The organism is Amycolatopsis aidingensis (assembly GCF_018885265.1).
Taxonomy (GTDB): domain Bacteria; phylum Actinomycetota; class Actinomycetes; order Mycobacteriales; family Pseudonocardiaceae; genus Amycolatopsis; species Amycolatopsis aidingensis.
On the sequence record NZ_CP076538.1, the window covers coordinates 3735537 to 3751954 of the forward strand.

A 16418-nucleotide genomic window follows, 5' to 3' on the forward strand; every position below is an offset into this window, starting at 1 on the left:
ATGAGGCCTACCAACGGCGGGCTCTGCACCGACACCTGCATGTACGTGGACGAGCAGTCCACCTTCGAACTGGACACCTCAGGCAACGAAGTCCAGGTCACGATCGCCGGCCAACACGGCGACACCTGCTGCCTCATCCTCGCCTGGGGCGCCGTCGAACGCCTCACCCCGCTGTTCGAGCAGGCCGTCCAGCGCATCCCTCAGCAGACCTCCGCTGGCACGGTCCCAGAAACGTGATCGTGATCCGGCCGCGTGGGCCCGTGCTTGCGAAGTCACCGAAGACGTACTGCGCACGTTCGACGCTCAACGAAACGACACTCATACCGTATGGTCGTAAGGTAAGGAAATTCGGCGTGGTCGCGGGGGGTGCGGACGTGAGCGACTCCGGGGACAGACTGGACCCCGCCGCTGAGATCACCGTCGGTGGCGGGAACGAGATATCCGGCTACGTACGGGGTTCAGCGGTCCAGGCTGGTGCAGTGCATGGTGATGTACACATCCACCATGGTGACGCGTCCAGCGTGACGCTGGTTCCCCGGCAGTTACTTCCGCCGCCTTCTCGGTTCGCCAACCGGCAACGAGAACTGTCTACATTAGACGAGTTTCTGCAAGGCCCGGACGAGATTGCGCCCACCATCGTCCTGCTGCGGGGACAGGGAGGTGTCGGAAAGACAGCCTTGGCGCTCCGCTGGCTGGATCAACTGACCGATCGGTTTCCGGACGGGCAGCTGTATGCGGACCTCGCGCTGTCGACAGGCGAGCCGATCTCGTCCGAAGACGTGCTGGGCCAGTTTCTCCGTGCGTTGGGTGTTGCCCCGAGGCAGGTACCGACCGGGCTGGCTGAGCGCACGGCGTTGTTCCGATCAGTGACCGCGGGCCGAGCGGTGGCGGTGCTACTGGACAACGCCGCCTCCGCCGCACAGGCCCGCGTGCTGGTGCCGGCGTCCGGCAGCGGGCTCGCCGTGGTGACGAGTCGCCGACCGCTGTTGGGGCTGCTGGCAGCCGGTGCGCACGCAGTTCAGGTTGATCCGCTGGACCCCGACGGGGCACTCGAACTGCTTTCGTATCGTGTGGGAAACCAGCGGGTGCGACGTGAACGGAACCCGGCGACAGCGTTGGTCCACCTGTGCGGCGGATTGCCGATTGCGCTGTGTGTAGCAGCGGCTCGAGTGGCGTCGCGCCCCCGACGTCCGCTCGCCCGCATGGTCGATGACCTTTCCAACGAGCGGCTGCGACTGGACCGGCTGTCGGCCGAGGAGGACCTCTCCGTGCGTTCCATGTTCGACGTCGCCTACACCGACCTCGACGTGCATGCGCGACGGGTGTACCGGACGATGGGACTTCATCCCGGTGGTCTCTTCGCCGCCGAGGTGGCGTCGGCGGCGCTCGAGATGGGCGTTGCTGACGCCCGGGATGCGTTGGACGGCTTGGTTGATGCCAGCCTCCTCGAAGAGGTGGACGACCGCCACTACCAGTTTCACGATTTGGTGCGGGTCCACGCGCAGGACCAAGCACTCCAGCACGATAGTGATCACGATCGAGCGACCGTGGTTCGGAAGATGCTGGACTGGTACCTGTTCGCGGCGAGGTCCATGAGTGAGGTCGTGATGCCGGCGCGTCGCGTGCTCGACTACGCCTTCGAGCCGTCGGCGGATACGTTCACCCTGCCGGACGACGTAGCAGGGCACGAGGCAGCCCTGGACTGGCTGGAGCGCCACCGTCTGGTCCTGATCGCTGCTACGCGAGAAGCCGCCCAACGACAGTGGGCCGAGCTTGCCTACCACTTGGCTGATGTTCTCCAGCCGTTGTTCATCCTGCACAAGCATGAGCGTCAGGCGCTCGAGGTCGGCGAGGTCGCGCTGCGGGCCGCCCGTGAATGGGGGAGTGTGCGTGCGGAGAACAGTACACAGAAACGCCTGGCCAGAGCGTACGCGCACCTCGGACGCTTCGACCAGGCCGAGCAGCATGCCGAGGAGATGCTGCACCGCACTCGCGACCGGGCTGACCGGCGAGGAGAGGCCAGTGCGCTGAAGAACCTGGCCTTCCTCCAGGCGGAGACCGGACAGTTCGACCTTGCGGCGGCGACGTTTGATCAGACCCTGGCGATTCTGCGAGCGTTGGGAAAACGCCGGGGTGAGGCGCTGACGCTCGTGGAGTTAGGCCGGACGCTTATCCGATTGGGCGATTTTGAACGGGCCGCTGAACGGCTGCGTAGAGCGCGTGACCTGTTCGCCAGCCTGGACGTGCCGGATCGGTACAACGACGCGCGGGCCGCGGCCTCCCTCGGAGCGGCAGAGATGTACCTGGAGCGCCACGACACCGCTCGTGCTCTCCTGCAGGGCGCAGTGACCGTACTCGCCGAGCATGGAGCGCACCAGCAGCGTGGCCAGGTTCATCGAGCCCTGGCCGAGCTGGCCAGGCGAGTCGGTGATTCGGCCGAGGCTCGGCGGCAGGACGACATCGCCGAGGCTCTCGGAACGGCGGCCGACTCGCGCTGGCCGTAGACCCGTTCACCGTAGTTGCGTCGCGCCAGGTAACCCGTGCGTGGCACGCAGCCTCGCGAGCCGTTCCCGCGGAACGCCTACATCCTCGTCCGGATGCCCGCCTACCTTCCAGCCGGCCGCCAGCACCGCGTTGCGCGTCGCCGCCACGGCGTCCCCAAGGCGCAGGTAGTGATGCACGAAAGACGCCAGAAACGTGTCCCCGGCACCGCTGACATACCGAACCCCGCGTGGAGCGCACGACTCGACCCGCCAGATGCGGCGAGAACGCCGATCACCGACAACGACACCCCCCGGACCACATCCGACCAGTGTGATGCTGGTGCCGAACCGCCGCCACGTTTCGCGGATCCATGACTCTGGGTTCGTCGGTAACCGCTCGTGTGAACAGGCCAGCACGTGGGCTGCTCGCATCCAGTCGCGGTTGTACTCGCAGTCCGCCGACTCGACGAGATGTAGATCGGTAATCACCGGGATCCCCCGGTCGATCACGCTGGGGAGCAACGATCGGGTGAAGCCGATGTTGGTCAGCAGAGCCGCCTCGCAACCGGCGTCCAGCATCGGTTGCACGACGTGAGCCGGGTATCGGAGGTCCGGAGTGGACCGCAGGTCGGTCACGTTTGCCCGCCGTCCGTGGCGGTCGTAAAGAACCATCGCGCGTGGTTGTGAGTCACACCGAAGCGCCGTGGCTCCGAGGTGCCCGTACTGTGCCAGCTGCTGGGCGACCAGATTTCCGAGTTCGTCCGTGCCGACGTAGGTTGCGAAGGCGACATCGGTACCGAGCTGCTCCAGTGTTCGGGTCAGTGTCCATCCTGTACCGGAAAGACGCACGCTGATGCCACCGTTGTCGACCACACTGGACGCAGGTCGCTTACGGAAGGTGCCGACACCACGGGCGATCCGGACGTTGACCACACCTGCGACGAGCACCAGATACGGATTTCGGCCTGGGGGAACGGAACCGGTAGTCATCATGTCCTGGACACCGCCCTCAGGTAGATCCCCTCGACCAGGCGTTCGACCACGGCACGCGTCGCTGGTTCGGCACCGCTTCGGCAGGTGTGTACTCGCCCGTCACCGCGGATGGTTATCAGCCACCAGCGGCCGTCCTCGTGCCGGGCAACTGCGATCGAACAGCCCGGATATCGGTCGAACACCCGACCGAGCCATCGGACGCCGGACTCCCGAGTCGGATGGTCGGCCAACAGGACATCAGCACTTTGCAGTCGTGCGCGGTTGCTGTCCGGCTCGACCGCGATGGCCGGGCCGAGGTCGTCGGTGATGTCATGCATAACGGCGGTCACCACCAAACGTGGGAAGTTCGACCGGCTCTACCGCGCGGTGCCGACCGGGGACCGACAACGCCAGTAGCCGGTACATCTCCTCGCGGAGAAGGCGATGTGCCTGTCCCGGGCAGGAGGTCAACCGTTCGGCCACGTCTTCGGGCCGCACCTGCCATGTGGACGCGGCATCGCGCAGTTGCGGCTCGATCCGCCTCGACCGCGACAGCCGGTATGCGACCGAACCGACGTAGGCCTGTGCAGACGTCTCATCGATCTCTTCGGATGGGAACGATGCCTGCAGGACCGGCTTGCCAATGGCGGCTGCGTAGGTGGAAACGGATCCATGGTCGCCAACCACGTAGTCGGCGGCGATCAACACCGAGCGCCAGTCCACGTCCGGACCGGCGACGATCAAGCCGGCCGCTCGCTGGTCGGTGAACCACGAGCGGACCTGCCGGATCCCGTGACCGAACCACACCGCTGGATGGAACAAAGCCGCTGCTCGATAGCGGTTTCGGGGCAGCTCGTCGATCAACGCGGAGATCAGGCGCATCGATCGGGCGAGAAGTGAATGAGGACCCCACGTCGATGCGATCACGACCAATCGCTGGCCGGGCTGGATGCCGATAGCGTCCCGGCAGCTGTCCCGCAGCTCGAGGCTGGCTCGCAATCTGTCGTAGCACGGATCGCCGGCTACCAGGGCGACATCCGCGGCCGGCGGGCACTGGCGCGCGAGGACCTCCCGTTGGGCGAAGTGCGAGAGCACGATCGAGGACGGCACGACGCGGCCGTCTCGGACCAGGTGTTCCGTGCCGAGGCCGTAGACGGCCCGTCCTGTGGTCGGGCCGTTGCCGTCACCCTGCGGCGTTTGCTTCGCGTATCCGGCGCCGTGTGGCAGTACCATGATCGGCGCGTGGAGTTGGGCCAGTCCGCCGTATGCGGCTGCGATCGCGAGGTCGAACTGTTCGCGGACGGCCTGTTGCCACGGAATCTCCAATGCGCCGATCGAGCGCAGGAACTCCTCGACGCCGCCGTGGAAGATGTCCGGGCCGCGGGTATAGACGACCTGTACCCGCGGATCGGATTCGATGAGGCCGACGATGTCCAGCAGGCGTTGCCCTGACACGACGGTGTGCACGACCACGAGAACGGTTCGCCTGCTTCCTCGCGTTGTCCACCGCTTCGCGTCGATGCCGATCGGCACCGCTGACCACTCTGGCTCGTTCACGGTCTCTCCCCTCGACAAGTGGCGGAATCGCTGGAGTTCTGACCGTGCGAGCCTCACTGAGCAAACCGGTTGCAATCCGCTGACCAATGGACTGCTACCTGTTGTAACAATGGGATAACATGATGTGATCATGTTGTCCTCGGTTGTGCGATGCGGTCACACTGCCTGTTGGGAGGGCTGTGCCATTCAGGCCGGGGAGAGTGCCCGTGGTGTTCCAGATTCTGGGACCGGTGCGCCTCGACGTCGGAAACGAGGCCATCGATCTTCGATCGGTCAAGCTGCGGGGCCTACTTGGGATACTGCTTCTGCACGCGAATAAGCCCGTGCACGCCGACTACATCGTGGACGGCCTGTGGGGCGGCGAATGTGTTCCGGCTGATGCGCGCAAGACCCTGCAGCCATACGTATCGAAGGTGCGTGCGGCACTGAAGAAGGCTCAGACGGGCGCGACGCTGGCCACGGAGCACGGTCACTACAGGCTTCGGACCGACCTGTTATCGGTCGACTACCACCATTTCTGTCATCTTGCCAACAAGGGGCGGGTCGCCAGTCAGCAGGCGGACAACGATACGACCGTCCACGTCCTGAGCAGGGCGGTCGAACTCTGGGCAGGACCGCCGCTGGCGGACGTGACGACGTCCTGGGCGCAACGCACCAGGGAGAAGCTGGTCCTGCGGGATCTGCATCCGGTTTATCGTCTCCTGTTCCGGACCCACCTGGCGCTCGGCCACCATGACCACGTCATTCAGGAACTGCGCCCGCTCCTGGACGAGTACGAGACGGACGAGGCGTTCGCCGAGCTGTATCTCAGGGCGCTGGCCGGATCCGGCGACATGGGAGGCCTTACCAGCTTCTTCGGCGACTTCAGCTCTCGACTACTCGATGAGTTCGACACTCAGCCCAGCGAGTGGTTGGTGTCGCTCTACGAGCGGCTTGTGGACGAACACCGAACGCCCGACCTCGACATGCCGATCACGCAGGTCGACCCGACGGCGCGCAGGTCGCCACCATGCCAGCTTCCGCGTGACCCCTCCTTCTTCGTTGGCAGGGAAGCTGTCCTGGAACGTCTCGACTCCCTCCTGCTCAGAGACGGGGCTCCATCCGTCGTCGCACTGGACGGGAGTCCGGGTGTGGGCAAGACGACCGTCGCCGTTCACTGGGCACGTACCCGCAGTACCCATTTCCCGGACGGACAACTGTACGCGGACCTCCACGGCTACGGGATCGACGCACCGACGAGGCCGACGACCGTCCTGGCCAACTTCCTGGAGGAGCTGGGAGTCCGCGACCGGGTTCCCGATGACGTCCACGAACGGGCCGCGTTGCTGCGCCACACCTTGAACGGACGCCGAGTTCTGGTCGTGCTGGACAATGTGCGCGACTCCGAACACGTGCGACTTCTGCTCACGGCGACGTCCTCGTGCCCGGTGCTGATCACCAGCAGACAGAAGCTCAGCACCCTCGCCTACAACGAGGGGGCCTACACCGTTCCGGTGACGGTTTTTGAACCGGACGAGTCGGTGAGCCTGCTGCGGCATCGCATGCGGGATGTGCGCGTGGCACCGGACCCGGCCGCGATACAGAACCTTGCCTCGCTGTGCGGAGGACTGCCGCTTGCGCTACAGATCGTCGGGGAACACGTGGCGGCACGCAGCAACGTCGAGGTCCAGGAACTCGTCGACCAGTTACGCGGCGAGCGCAAACGGTTGTTGGACGCCGGATCGCACGGAGACGGAGACCGTTCGACGCTCCGCGCTGTCTTCACATGGTCGTGCACGGCACTGTCGTCCGTAGCGGAGCGCCTTTTCCGGCTGCTCGGCCTGCACCCGAGTCCATACGTGAGCACACCAGCCGCCGCCGCGGTTGCCGGCCTCACCGTGGCCGAGACTGAGCGCGCACTCGAGATACTTCTTGGCGCACACCTGATCCAGCAGCAAACCAGCGACGGCTATCGCTTACATGACTTGTTACACCTCTACGCGAGCGACCTGGTGAGTCGGGAGGACACCCAAGAACGGTATGCTGCCGTCCGGCGCGTACTCGATTGGTATCTCGGCTCCGTCGTCAGCGCTTTTCGGGTTCTCGCGCCACAGCTGGTCGACATTCCGTCGTTGCGCCTGGATCCGAACGTGACGCCTCGGTCATTCGAGAGCCCCGAGGACGCGATGAGCTGGTGCGTGCGCGAGCGGCCCCAGGTGCTGGCCGTCTGCCGAACTGCGGTCGAGTACGGCTTTCACGATCATATGTGGCGACTCGTCGGCGCGTTCACCGAGGTACTCCGCCGGTACGGCGATCCTCGCGATCTGCTGGAGATCCACCATCGCGCGCTGGAGTCGGCGCGTATCGCCGGCGCACGAGACGGTGAGGCAGGGCAACTGAACAACCTCGGATTCGTCGAGTTCAAACTCGGCGAGTACGGCGACGCCGAAAGACACTTCCGGCAAGCGCTCGACATCTTCCGGATGATCGACGAGGCCGCAGGCGAGGCGATAGCCCTCCACAACATCGCCAACACGTACCTCGAACGCGGCCGGTACCGAAAGGCGGTGCAGCTGTACCAGGAAAGCCTCCGGATATCCGAGGGCAACGACGACAAGCCGGGGCAGGCCCGGGTGTATCACCGTCTCGGCGACCTGTACCAACGAACGCGGCGGCTCGACCTCGCAGCACAGCACTACCGCCAGGCACTGAAACTTCGCATGAACGTCGGTTCCCCCGGGGAGCGAGCGCAGACACTGGCGCAGCTGGGCAGCCTCCTGCTCGATAAGGGCGATCCGGCAGCCGCCGTGCGGCACTGTGAGAACGCGCTCACCATCTATGACCAGACACGTGATGATCGTCAGGCCGCCGAGGCGCTCCGAACACTTGCCTCCGCGCAGCTGGCGCTCGCTGCGCATCCTGCCGCCGCCGCGGCGGCTCGACGATCTGTGGAACTGTGCCGCTCCACGGGCAATCTCCCCGGCGTGGCCCGAGCGCTCGATGCTCTCGCCGAGGCATGTCTGGCGATGGGGGACAGCGCGACAGCGCGCGCGAAATGGAATGAGGCGCTAGAGATATCGGGTGAGACCGGCGTTACGATCGCAGGCTCGATACGCGACAAACTTGCGCTGCTGGAAGCCGGAGATGATGTCATCCCGGACGACCGAACCATTCCATTGTTTCGGCAAGAAATTGGGAGTTCGCGCCCGGCGGCGACCAACTGGTAGGGGCGCGAACCGGTGGCGCGACTCCTACTGGGCAGTAGCCAAAATGGTGGGCTGGTACCAGTCAGTCGACGGAGCCGCCGTGTATGTGGTCGTGACCGGCGTGCTCGGTGCGGACAAGAACAGCGCCCCGGCAAGGCATAGTCCAGCGGCTACTCGCAGGGTCGAGTGCCCGCCCGGCATGTGGTTCATGAGGTATTTGGTACGCATGTGGCCAGTGTCGCAGTTCTGGCGATCGGTGACTCCGCTGGGGGACTCCTATGGAAGGACCACCTGGCGGTATAAGCTACTCCGTTTAGCCCTCAAGTGGCATGATCTCGCAACGCGCTCCCTCCTTCTGGTTCGGGCGATGTCACCGAACGTGTCGATATGCTACTGTGGGTGGTCCCGTCGTCCTGGGTGCTAACTCGGCGCCGCGTGGTCGTGGCAAGCTGATCGCTGGATGCTGGGAACGAATTGTCGGGCTTGTTTTGATAATTTGTTCACCGAACGCTTGGATTCGGGCTTGATATCCAAGGTTGCGGGAAACGCAAGCGGTAGCCTGCAGTTCATTCAGATATTCCTGACTGTTCAGAATTGGCGATATCAAATTACGCCCCGGGAGTCTCGGTCGAGTCCTGACGCTATTTCTCACAACAGTTATGATTCGAGTCTTGGAACCTGGACCGGGACGGATAACAACAACTCGTCAAGCCCCGCCCGGCATATCGCCGAGCGACCTGGGCGGCTGTTGGTCTCTGATGGGCCGGTTCACCGGCAGATGTCGGTGCCCCGGGCCCGTTTCGGGTGTGCTCCGAGGTGCGGCGTTAGCGTTTGACTCGGGCACGGATGGCGAGGATCGCCAGGAGGAGGAGTGCGGGGCCGAGGAAGCGACCAGCCATGATGGTCCAGGTGCCGGCGGGGGTGAGCTTCTGGCCGCCGTCGCGGAAGACGACCGAGCTCATCGCGATCTGTGCCGCTTTGCCAGCACGGTTCCAGTTCCAGCGCTGCGCTGCCGGTGGGAGTGTGGGCGAGGCGTCGCGCACGGCCAGGGTGACCTGCTGCTCGGCAACGGGCAGGGTGCCGGTGATCTGCTGTGGGGGTGGGGAGTCGGGCAGGCCCCAGCCGACCAGCAACACGGTGATCACTCCGACCAGGGCGGCGAGGGCGACCAGGGGGCGCAGGACGCGCTGCCCATAGCCGGAGAGTAGCCAGTAGGCGCTGAGCACGACCCGGTCCCGTACGGGGCCGGAGTGGCGGCGGGCTTCCATCTCGCCGTAGTAGAAGTCCCCGGCGCCGGCTTGATCTTTGCTGTCCTCCAGCGATTTGCGCAGGGATCGGTACAGCGCGGCCAGCCGTACCGGCCCGACCGCAGCCACCGCATCCTGCCCAGGTGAGGAGGAGTGCCAGCCGCGGGCCTTGCGTTGGTCGTGGCCATGGCGCCAGCCGCGGCTCTTGCGTTGGTCGTGGCGCCAGTGGTGTTCCTCGGCCAGCACAGACCGGCGAGTCCAGCGCCATACCGGTGGCCACGCCCAGCCCGCATGCCAGCCGGTCGGAGGCCGGTCGAACGGGCTGCGGCCCTCGATCCGCAGCAGATCCAGGTGATGCGCCCCCGCGAACCGGCACCACCGTAGATCGACATCGATCAGCAGCATCTCGGACAGATCGGTCTCCCTCACCGACAACAACACCGGTAGGTCCTCGGTGTCCGGATAAGTCCCAGCTCCGGGTTCCGGTTCTGGCTGGTCCGCCGCCCTGGACGGATCTTCCTCCGGCGGCGTCCCCTCGGCCCCGAGGATTGTTGGGAAGGCGTGGGGATTTCCTTGGATCGACGAAGGACCGCCCAAGGTCACATTCTGGAAGCTGACCTGCGTGTGTCGCAGGCGTAGCGCCATGCCCTCCTCGAACCGGGCACCATCGCACGACACCCGATGCGCGGCCGCTTCCACCACCATCCGCCGACAGAACACGGCCCCATCCAGAACCACCTCCGCGGCACTCAACGGCCCCAGCTGGCCAGCCGCCTGGAAGTGGGCGCCGGCGAACCCGGCGTACCCCGCGAAGCGGGCGCAGGCAAACTGGGTGTTCCCCGCGAAGTGGGCGCGGACGAACTCGGCGTGCCTCGCGAAGTGTGCGTCGTCGAACCTGGCGGTCCCCTCGAAGCGGACGTCGTCGAACCAGGCGTGTCCCGCGAAGCGGGCAGCGGCGAACCTGGCGGTCCCGCCGAAGTGTGCGTCGTCGAACCCGGCGTCCCTCGCGAAGCGGGCGCTGGTGAACCCGGCGTGCCTCGCGAAGTGTGCGTCGTCGAACCTGGCGGTCCCCTCGAAGCGGGCGCCGACGAACCCGGCGGTCCCCTCGAAACGGACGCGGGCGAACCAGGCGGTGCCCGTGAAGCGGGTGCGTGTGCCGTGGAGAAAGCCGATGCGCGCACCGCGTTCGTTATCTGCGGTCAGGGCAGTGAGCAGGCGCTCGAGGACGTCACTGTCGAGGGTGGTGCCGCGTAGGTCCAGGTCGGCACCGGGCTCGAGGCGGTCCAGGACGGTCTCGAACTCAGCCGTGGTCAGATGGGTGAGGCAACGATCGAACCCGCTGGCCCGGATACCGGGACAGGCTGGCTCCACCGCCGCCGCGCAGGTCGGCCAGTCCGGGTCGAGGTCCCACACCTCTGGCGACGGTGACATCGCTCCGTTCTAGCACCTCATCCCGATTCCGCTCTTGCCACGTCGCGATCCTCCGCGCATTGAGCTGGTCGCAGGGGTGCTCATGCTTGGGTTCCGTGCTCGTGGTGGTGGATGGCGGTGGTGGCGGCGTGGGCGAGTGCGTGTTGTGTGGTGGTGTGGAGGCCGAGTCGGTTCCAGTGGAAGATCACGTGGTGGGCGAGGACGGCTCGGAGCCCGCGGTGCAGGGTGGCGTGGTGTGCTGCGGTGGCGAGGGCGTGTCCGGCGTGGTGGAAGGCTTCGGCCCAGGGCCGGAGGGTGGCCGCGGGGGCGTTTGGTCCGAAGATGGGTCCGGTGGGTCGGGTGTCGTAGGTCAGCAGCGTGTGCAGTTGGTGGGTCAGGGTGGCGTGGTGGCCGTGCGCGGTGCTGGGGTGGTCGGGGTTGGTTCGTAGGCAGGTGACGCGGTGCCAGACGTCGCCGGTTTCGAACCATTCCAGGCCTGCGGCACGGAGGAGCGTTGTGCACAGCAGCAGGGAGAGCTCGCGCCGGCCGAGGGGTGGCTCGATGTGGCCGAGGTAGTGGAGCAGGTTGGCGCTGTCGGCGCTGAAGAGGCGGTGGGCGATGCTGATTCCGGTCGGTCCGCCGAAGGCCAGGGTCTCGGGTTCGTAGTGGGTGGGTTGCCAGTGGCGGAGGTGTCCGCTGTCGACGAGCTGGTCGAAGAGGGCTCCGGCAGTGGGCGGCAAGGCGTTTGTGCTGTTGGCGGGGCGTAGGCGGAGGCGCCAGCAGGGCGCTTTGCGGATGAACCACCAGGCCTCGAGTAGCCCGTTGGCGTGCCAGTCGCGTAGGTGTGGCTCGAGGACGGTGCTGGCGAGGTGTTCGGCGTGGCGCCAGTCGGCGAACTCCAGGTGCGCCTGCCACCATCCGGCGTCTGCGGCGCGGTCGTACAGGGCGGTGCTGCCGGCTTGGCAGTAGGTCTCCACCGCGTCGTCGAGGTCGTGGTCGGTGAGTCCGTGGCGGGTGCAGGCCTCGGCGGGTGGGGTGCCGGCCAGGACGCTGTGCACTGCGGAGGCCAGGACATCCGGCGGGGCGCCGGTGCTGGCGGCTGGGGTGGCTAGGTGATGAGCAGGCATCGGTCCCATCCGGATATGGCACTGGGTGCGGTGCTGTCGGCGGCTTCGCTCAGGGCGAGGGCCAGGCCCGCGGCGCCGTCGAGGAATCCGTCCTCGGACGGTCCGCTGGTGGCGGCGTTTCTGAGGAGCTGTTGGGCCAGGGACGGCAGAAGCTCGGTAAGCGCGGGGGTGCTGCTGTCTGCGGCGGCGCGTGCGGCGGTGGCGTAGAGGCCTGCCCAGCCGTGGCAGAGGCCGAGATCGGTGATCTGGTTCAGTTGCGTGTCGTCGGCAAGGCAGGAGGCCAGCGCGGTTTCGGCGGTGTGCCGCCGGGCGGTGTCGCCGGTGGCGAGTGCGGCGAGCTGGTAGGTGCGGGCGATGCCGGGGGTGCCGTAGCACCAGGACGGGCGTCCAGGAGTTCGCTGGGTGATGTGCCGCTGGGTGTGGTTGTCGCGGGTGATCCAGTACGGCCACCACGAGCCGGTGTCGGGGTTCTGGCGCCATTGGTCGAGGTCGGCACAGAAGGCGTGGACGGCGTCCTGCTGTCCTTGCACGGTGATGTCGGCCCGGGTGGCGGTGGCGAGGAGGGCCAGGGGGCCGGCGATGCCGTGCGCGAGTCCGAGGTTGGCGTGCCCGCCGGGTGTGGGCAGCGAGGGGTCGGGGCCGTGGCCGACCCACCAGCCGGGCAGGGTGTCGCCCTCGACCCGTATTGGTCGGGTGAGTCGCACGAGGTATCGCAGGATTCGTTCGAGCGCGTCGGAAGTGGGCAGGAAGTGCAGCAGGACTTGGCCGATGCCGGTCAGTCCACGCAGGAGGTCGTACTCGGCGAAGGAGGCGGGCTCGCCCCGGTCGATCCGGGCCAGCGCCGCGTCGACACGGCGATGGGTCAGCCGGATCAGGTGGGCGTCGAGTTTCTCGAGGGCGGATTCGTACTCGGGGATGAGGTCCTGCGCGGTGTGGACGACGAAGGTGATGGCGGGTAGTCCGGCGAACAGCCCGGCGGTGTCGGCGTTGCTGACCGGTTCGGCCAGTGCCGCCTGCACCCACCGATGTGCCCGGGTCCGGGCGCCTGGAGTGTTGCGGTGCGCCTGGTGGATGTGCCATAGGGCGACACCGGCGGCCCCGCGTGCCAGCGACTGGGCCTGCCCGGTGTGCGCGGTTGTGCTCGGTGTCGCGAGCGGATAGGTCAGTCGGTCGATCAGCGGTACGTGCTCGGCGTCGGCACCGAGGTGGGTCGGGGGCCTCATGGGTGCTCCTGGGAGGCGAGTGCCGTGGCGCGCAGGGCGATCGCGCGGGCGAGCCGGTTGGTTGCCTCTTCCTGTTCGGGGTGGACGGCGACCGCGCGGGTGACGTGGTCGTGCAGCAGCGCCCGCAGCACGGTCGACGGGTCGCGGTCGAGGCGGGTTCGGTACTCGGTGAGAGCGGTCCGGCGGTGCGCCCACGCGGTGAGCACCGCGGCTTCGGCCGCGGTGTGGTGTGGTCGTGGTTCGTGGGTGGGGTGGCCGAGATGCTTTGCGAGGTGCAGGGCGTGCTCGCGCAGGGTGGGGTCGGTCGGGCCGTGCTGCTGGCCGAGGACGGTGGTCAGCCATCGCCATCCCTGGTGTGGTGTCGGGGCGAGCGCGGTCGCCAGGTCGGCCATCGACACGGCGGCGACCACCGGGTTGGGTAGATGAGCGTCCTGGACGAGGCCGAGCTGGGCCAGCGCGGCGGCCGAATCGGTCGCGAAGACCTGTTCCGCTGCGGGAAGGTCGGTGCCGTACTTGCCGGGCTGGGTCCACGCGGTGTCGAAGCGCAGGTGCGCGGCCAACGCGGCCTGGCGCAGCTCGGCGGTCCATTCGGCGATCTGGGCCGCGACCGTGCCGTACTGGTCGGTGCTGGTGAGACGCACCCAGAGTTGCAGGTAGTGGTCGGATTCGGGGCGGGTGGTGTCGTGGTGGCGGCGAAACCACGTCCGCACGGCGGCGTCGCGGATGCGGTCGCGGAGTTGCGGGAGGTGCGTGGTGAGGATGGTGTCGAACCGTTGTGGATGGCCGTCGACCTGCGCCATCAGCAGCGTCGAGGTCATAGGCAGGTGAGGACGGGACGCATTCCGGTCATCGGTGCCCGTGGACCTGGTGGGGCCGGTACGCGGCATCGCGCGCGTTCGGTCCGGGTGCGTGGTGGTGAGCGGGACGACGAACTCGGCTGCGCGGCCGATCCACTCCTGGTCGGCGGGCCGGGCGGTTTCGCGTAGTTCCACCTCGGTCCCGCGGCGCAGCCGGGTACGAAGCAGGCTGAGCTGGGTGGGGTCCTCGAGGTCGAGTGGTAGCCGCTGCTCGCCCTCACACAGCACGACCTGCGCGGGCACGCGCCACCGGTGTCGCCACGCGGCGAGCGCGTCCTGCCAGTCGCGCGGTTCCGCCCGCGGGCCCGGGAGGTCGGCTGAATCCAGGAGCCACCGTGCTGGTGCCAGCACGCTTCGCCCGGCCCGGATTCTGGGCAGGAACGGCAAGGTCCGGGCGGCGCCGAAGTCGAACGGCCCCCAGACCGCGCTGCGGGCCGTGGCCAGCTCGGCGATGAACCGCACCAGCGGTGGGGTGAACACCGTCGTTTCCAGCGCGTGCGGCACGTGGGCCTGGACCCGCTTTCCGGTCGGACAGTGAATCAGGAAGAACCGCGTGGCGCTGGCGGTCACCGCGAGGTCCTGCAGAGTAAGACGGCCCGGCTTGCCGTCCGTATCGGTCTTCACAGTGGGGTGTTCGGCGATGGGCAGCAGCCACGGCATGAGGCACGGGACCCGGGTGACGGCGTCGTTGCGCGGCCGCCGTGGTGGGAACGATAGTTGCGCCACCATCACGTCGGGGTCCGATGTCGCGTAGCTGGCGGCCAACCGGTCGCGGGCGGGCGCATCGAGTAGGGGAGCGAAGCGTCCGATCATGCTGCTGGAGGTGGGCGGAGCGCCCGTTACCCATAATTGGAAGCGTCCGCGCTGCAGGGCGTTGGCGGAGTGGGCGTGCAGGCGGAAGGCGATCTCGACCCGCTCGGGCGGGACCAGCTGCGTGTGGTCGCCCACGGTGAGTTGCTCGATGTCGTCCGCGGACAGGTGGATCTCGGTGCCTCCGTCGAGCACGGCCTCCTGGACCATCCGTTGGACAACGGCGTCGCGGTCGGTCAGCGGTCGCACCGGGTGGTCGCGGGCGGCGCCGAGGAACCCCACCGGATACCCCAGGCCGGCATCGGAGACCAGCTCGCGGACTCCCACCACGGCGCCCGTTCCGTAGCGGTCACGGAAGCGCTGGTGGTAGTCGCGCCAGGCGCCGGTGCCGAACGGGCCGCGGGTCAGCCGCAACAACGTCGACGCCGCGGTCTCGGCCTCGTGTAGCACCGTTTCCGGCAGTTGGATACGCCCGTCGATGGCGACCTCGATCGCTGGCGGCTCCGGCCTGGTCGAGGGCGCGACGGTCGTTGTGCCGCTCGGGCCGCTCGCGGTGTTGCGGTGCCGACCGGGGATGCCGGCGGGGCACGGTATCGGGGCACCAGGGTCGAGATCGGGCTCGGATAGCGATTCGTGCAGGCAACGCAGCGCATCGCGGACTGTGGCCACCCGTTCCGCGTCGTGGGCATCGGCGTGCGGCGGGAGGGTGTCGAGTTCGGTGAGCAGGTGGGCCACCGGATCGGTGCTGGTGGCGGGAGCCCGCAGGTTCGTCACCAGAATGTGGTGCTCGATCAGCCCGGCCAGCATCGTGGTGACCTGCTCGCACGAGGCCGTGAAGTCCCGCTCCAGCCGCGTGATCAGCTCCTGCCCGCGCACAGGTCGGTCGGCTGCGGCGAGGACGGCGTCCACTGGGCGGCTGCGGCGCACCGCCAGCTCCATCGCCTTGAGGTCCCCGGCGAGCGGAGACGTGGTGCCGGTCTTGCCCGCGCGGGCCGGGGCCACCGGCCTGGGCACGACGAACTGGTCCCCGCGGGTCGTCCCGGCGTTGTTGACGGTCAGTCGGAGATGGGCCAGCACGGCGGGGTCGTGTTCCAGCCAGGAGATCAGGTCGGCCAGCCGGTCCGGATCGAGGCGTGCGCGCACGGCGTGGGCGTCGCCGAACATGGCCCGGGGCGATGGGCCGATCGTGGCCGTGGTGACACCGGCGAACAGGCCGAACGGGGTTGCTCTCCCTCGCCACCGCAGGAGGTAGGACGACACGGCCACGAGGAGTCGTCGCCACTGCCGACGGCTCAACGGGGTGCCCGACACGGCGGTGGTGATCCGCTTGCAGAGGGCAGGGCTGGCCACCCGCAGCGCGGTGCGCACGGTCCCGCGGTCCCACGTCCGCGCCAACCATGCGCGGCCGATGGTCTCGGCGCCCTCGGCGGTGTGCAGATCCAGCCGGGGCAGGCGCAGTCCGCCCGGGTCGGTGCTGGCCCGCACCACCACCAGCCCGGTGTGGCGGAAGTGCCGTGGTGCTGCCATACGCGTGCGCCTCCTCCTCG

10 protein-coding genes are annotated in these 16418 nt (G+C 67.6%); 3 read left to right on the forward strand and 7 right to left on the reverse strand.

The genetic code is table 11. From position 1 onward, the window contains the following. A complete protein-coding gene (locus KOI47_RS17080; RefSeq protein WP_216216919.1) occupies positions 1-237 on the forward strand; it encodes a hypothetical protein in 237 nt (78 codons plus the stop codon). Positions 238-521: 284 nt separating this feature from the next. After that, entirely contained in the window at positions 522-2504 is a 1983-nt protein-coding gene (locus tag KOI47_RS17085; protein ID WP_216216920.1) for a tetratricopeptide repeat protein, read from the forward strand. A 6-nt stretch (positions 2505-2510) separates the two neighbouring features. On the opposite strand, the gene KOI47_RS17090 is transcribed toward KOI47_RS17085, so the two are convergent. From KOI47_RS17090 to KOI47_RS17100, 3 genes are read right to left on the reverse strand one after another with little or no spacing between them, the layout of a single operon-like run. Beyond that, positions 2511-3476 (reverse strand): carbohydrate kinase family protein, encoded by a 966-nt coding sequence (locus KOI47_RS17090; RefSeq protein WP_216216921.1) that lies wholly within the window; start codon positions 3474-3476, stop codon positions 2511-2513. Next, on the reverse strand, positions 3473-3793 hold the full coding sequence (locus tag KOI47_RS17095; RefSeq protein ID WP_216216922.1) for a hypothetical protein: 321 nt from the start codon (positions 3791-3793) through the stop codon (positions 3473-3475). Before KOI47_RS17095 ends, KOI47_RS17090 begins: the two co-directional genes overlap by 4 nt. After that, a complete protein-coding gene (locus KOI47_RS17100; protein WP_216216923.1) occupies positions 3786-5012 on the reverse strand; it encodes a hypothetical protein in 1227 nt (408 codons plus the stop codon). The genes KOI47_RS17095 and KOI47_RS17100 overlap by 8 nt, the downstream gene beginning before the upstream one ends. A gap of 206 nt (positions 5013-5218) precedes the next feature. Here KOI47_RS17100 and KOI47_RS17105 point away from each other — a divergent pair, with 206 nt between their 5' ends. Further along, complete coding sequence (locus KOI47_RS17105; RefSeq protein WP_216216924.1) at positions 5219-8218, forward strand: AfsR/SARP family transcriptional regulator; 3000 nt, start codon at positions 5219-5221, stop codon at positions 8216-8218. An 803-nt stretch (positions 8219-9021) separates the two neighbouring features. On the opposite strand, the gene KOI47_RS17110 is transcribed toward KOI47_RS17105, so the two are convergent. The 4 genes from KOI47_RS17110 to KOI47_RS17125 all read right to left on the reverse strand — a co-directional run bounded on the left by KOI47_RS17110 (position 9022) and on the right by KOI47_RS17125 (position 16398). After that, positions 9022-10875, reverse strand: a complete 1854-nt coding sequence (locus tag KOI47_RS17110; RefSeq protein ID WP_216216925.1) for a pentapeptide repeat-containing protein — start codon at positions 10873-10875, stop codon at positions 9022-9024. 80 nt (positions 10876-10955) lie between these two features. Then, complete coding sequence (locus KOI47_RS17115) at positions 10956-11981, reverse strand: thiopeptide-type bacteriocin biosynthesis protein (RefSeq protein ID WP_216216926.1); 1026 nt, start codon at positions 11979-11981, stop codon at positions 10956-10958. Continuing rightward, positions 11963-13204, reverse strand: coding sequence for a lanthionine synthetase C family protein (locus tag KOI47_RS17120; protein WP_216216927.1), 1242 nt, complete (start codon positions 13202-13204; stop codon positions 11963-11965). Before KOI47_RS17120 ends, KOI47_RS17115 begins: the two co-directional genes overlap by 19 nt. Continuing rightward, on the reverse strand, positions 13201-16398 hold the full coding sequence (locus tag KOI47_RS17125) for a lantibiotic dehydratase (protein ID WP_216216928.1): 3198 nt from the start codon (positions 16396-16398) through the stop codon (positions 13201-13203). Before KOI47_RS17125 ends, KOI47_RS17120 begins: the two co-directional genes overlap by 4 nt. Positions 16399-16418: the final 20 nt, after the last annotated feature.

What these genes read in the sequence shown, in the direction of transcription:
- KOI47_RS17125 (WP_216216928.1), bottom strand. Translation starts at nt 16,398, where the DNA reads ATGGCAGCACCACGGCACTTCCGCCACACCGGGCTGGTGGTGGTGCGG.
- KOI47_RS17080 (WP_216216919.1), top strand. Translation starts at nt 1, where the DNA reads ATGAGGCCTACCAACGGCGGGCTCTGCACCGACACCTGCATGTACGTG.
- KOI47_RS17110 (WP_216216925.1), bottom strand. Translation starts at nt 10,875, where the DNA reads ATGTCACCGTCGCCAGAGGTGTGGGACCTCGACCCGGACTGGCCGACC.
- KOI47_RS17120 (WP_216216927.1), bottom strand. Translation starts at nt 13,204, where the DNA reads ATGAGGCCCCCGACCCACCTCGGTGCCGACGCCGAGCACGTACCGCTG.
- KOI47_RS17090 (WP_216216921.1), bottom strand. Translation starts at nt 3,476, where the DNA reads ATGATGACTACCGGTTCCGTTCCCCCAGGCCGAAATCCGTATCTGGTG.
- KOI47_RS17095 (WP_216216922.1), bottom strand. Translation starts at nt 3,793, where the DNA reads ATGCATGACATCACCGACGACCTCGGCCCGGCCATCGCGGTCGAGCCG.
- KOI47_RS17115 (WP_216216926.1), bottom strand. Translation starts at nt 11,981, where the DNA reads ATGCCTGCTCATCACCTAGCCACCCCAGCCGCCAGCACCGGCGCCCCG.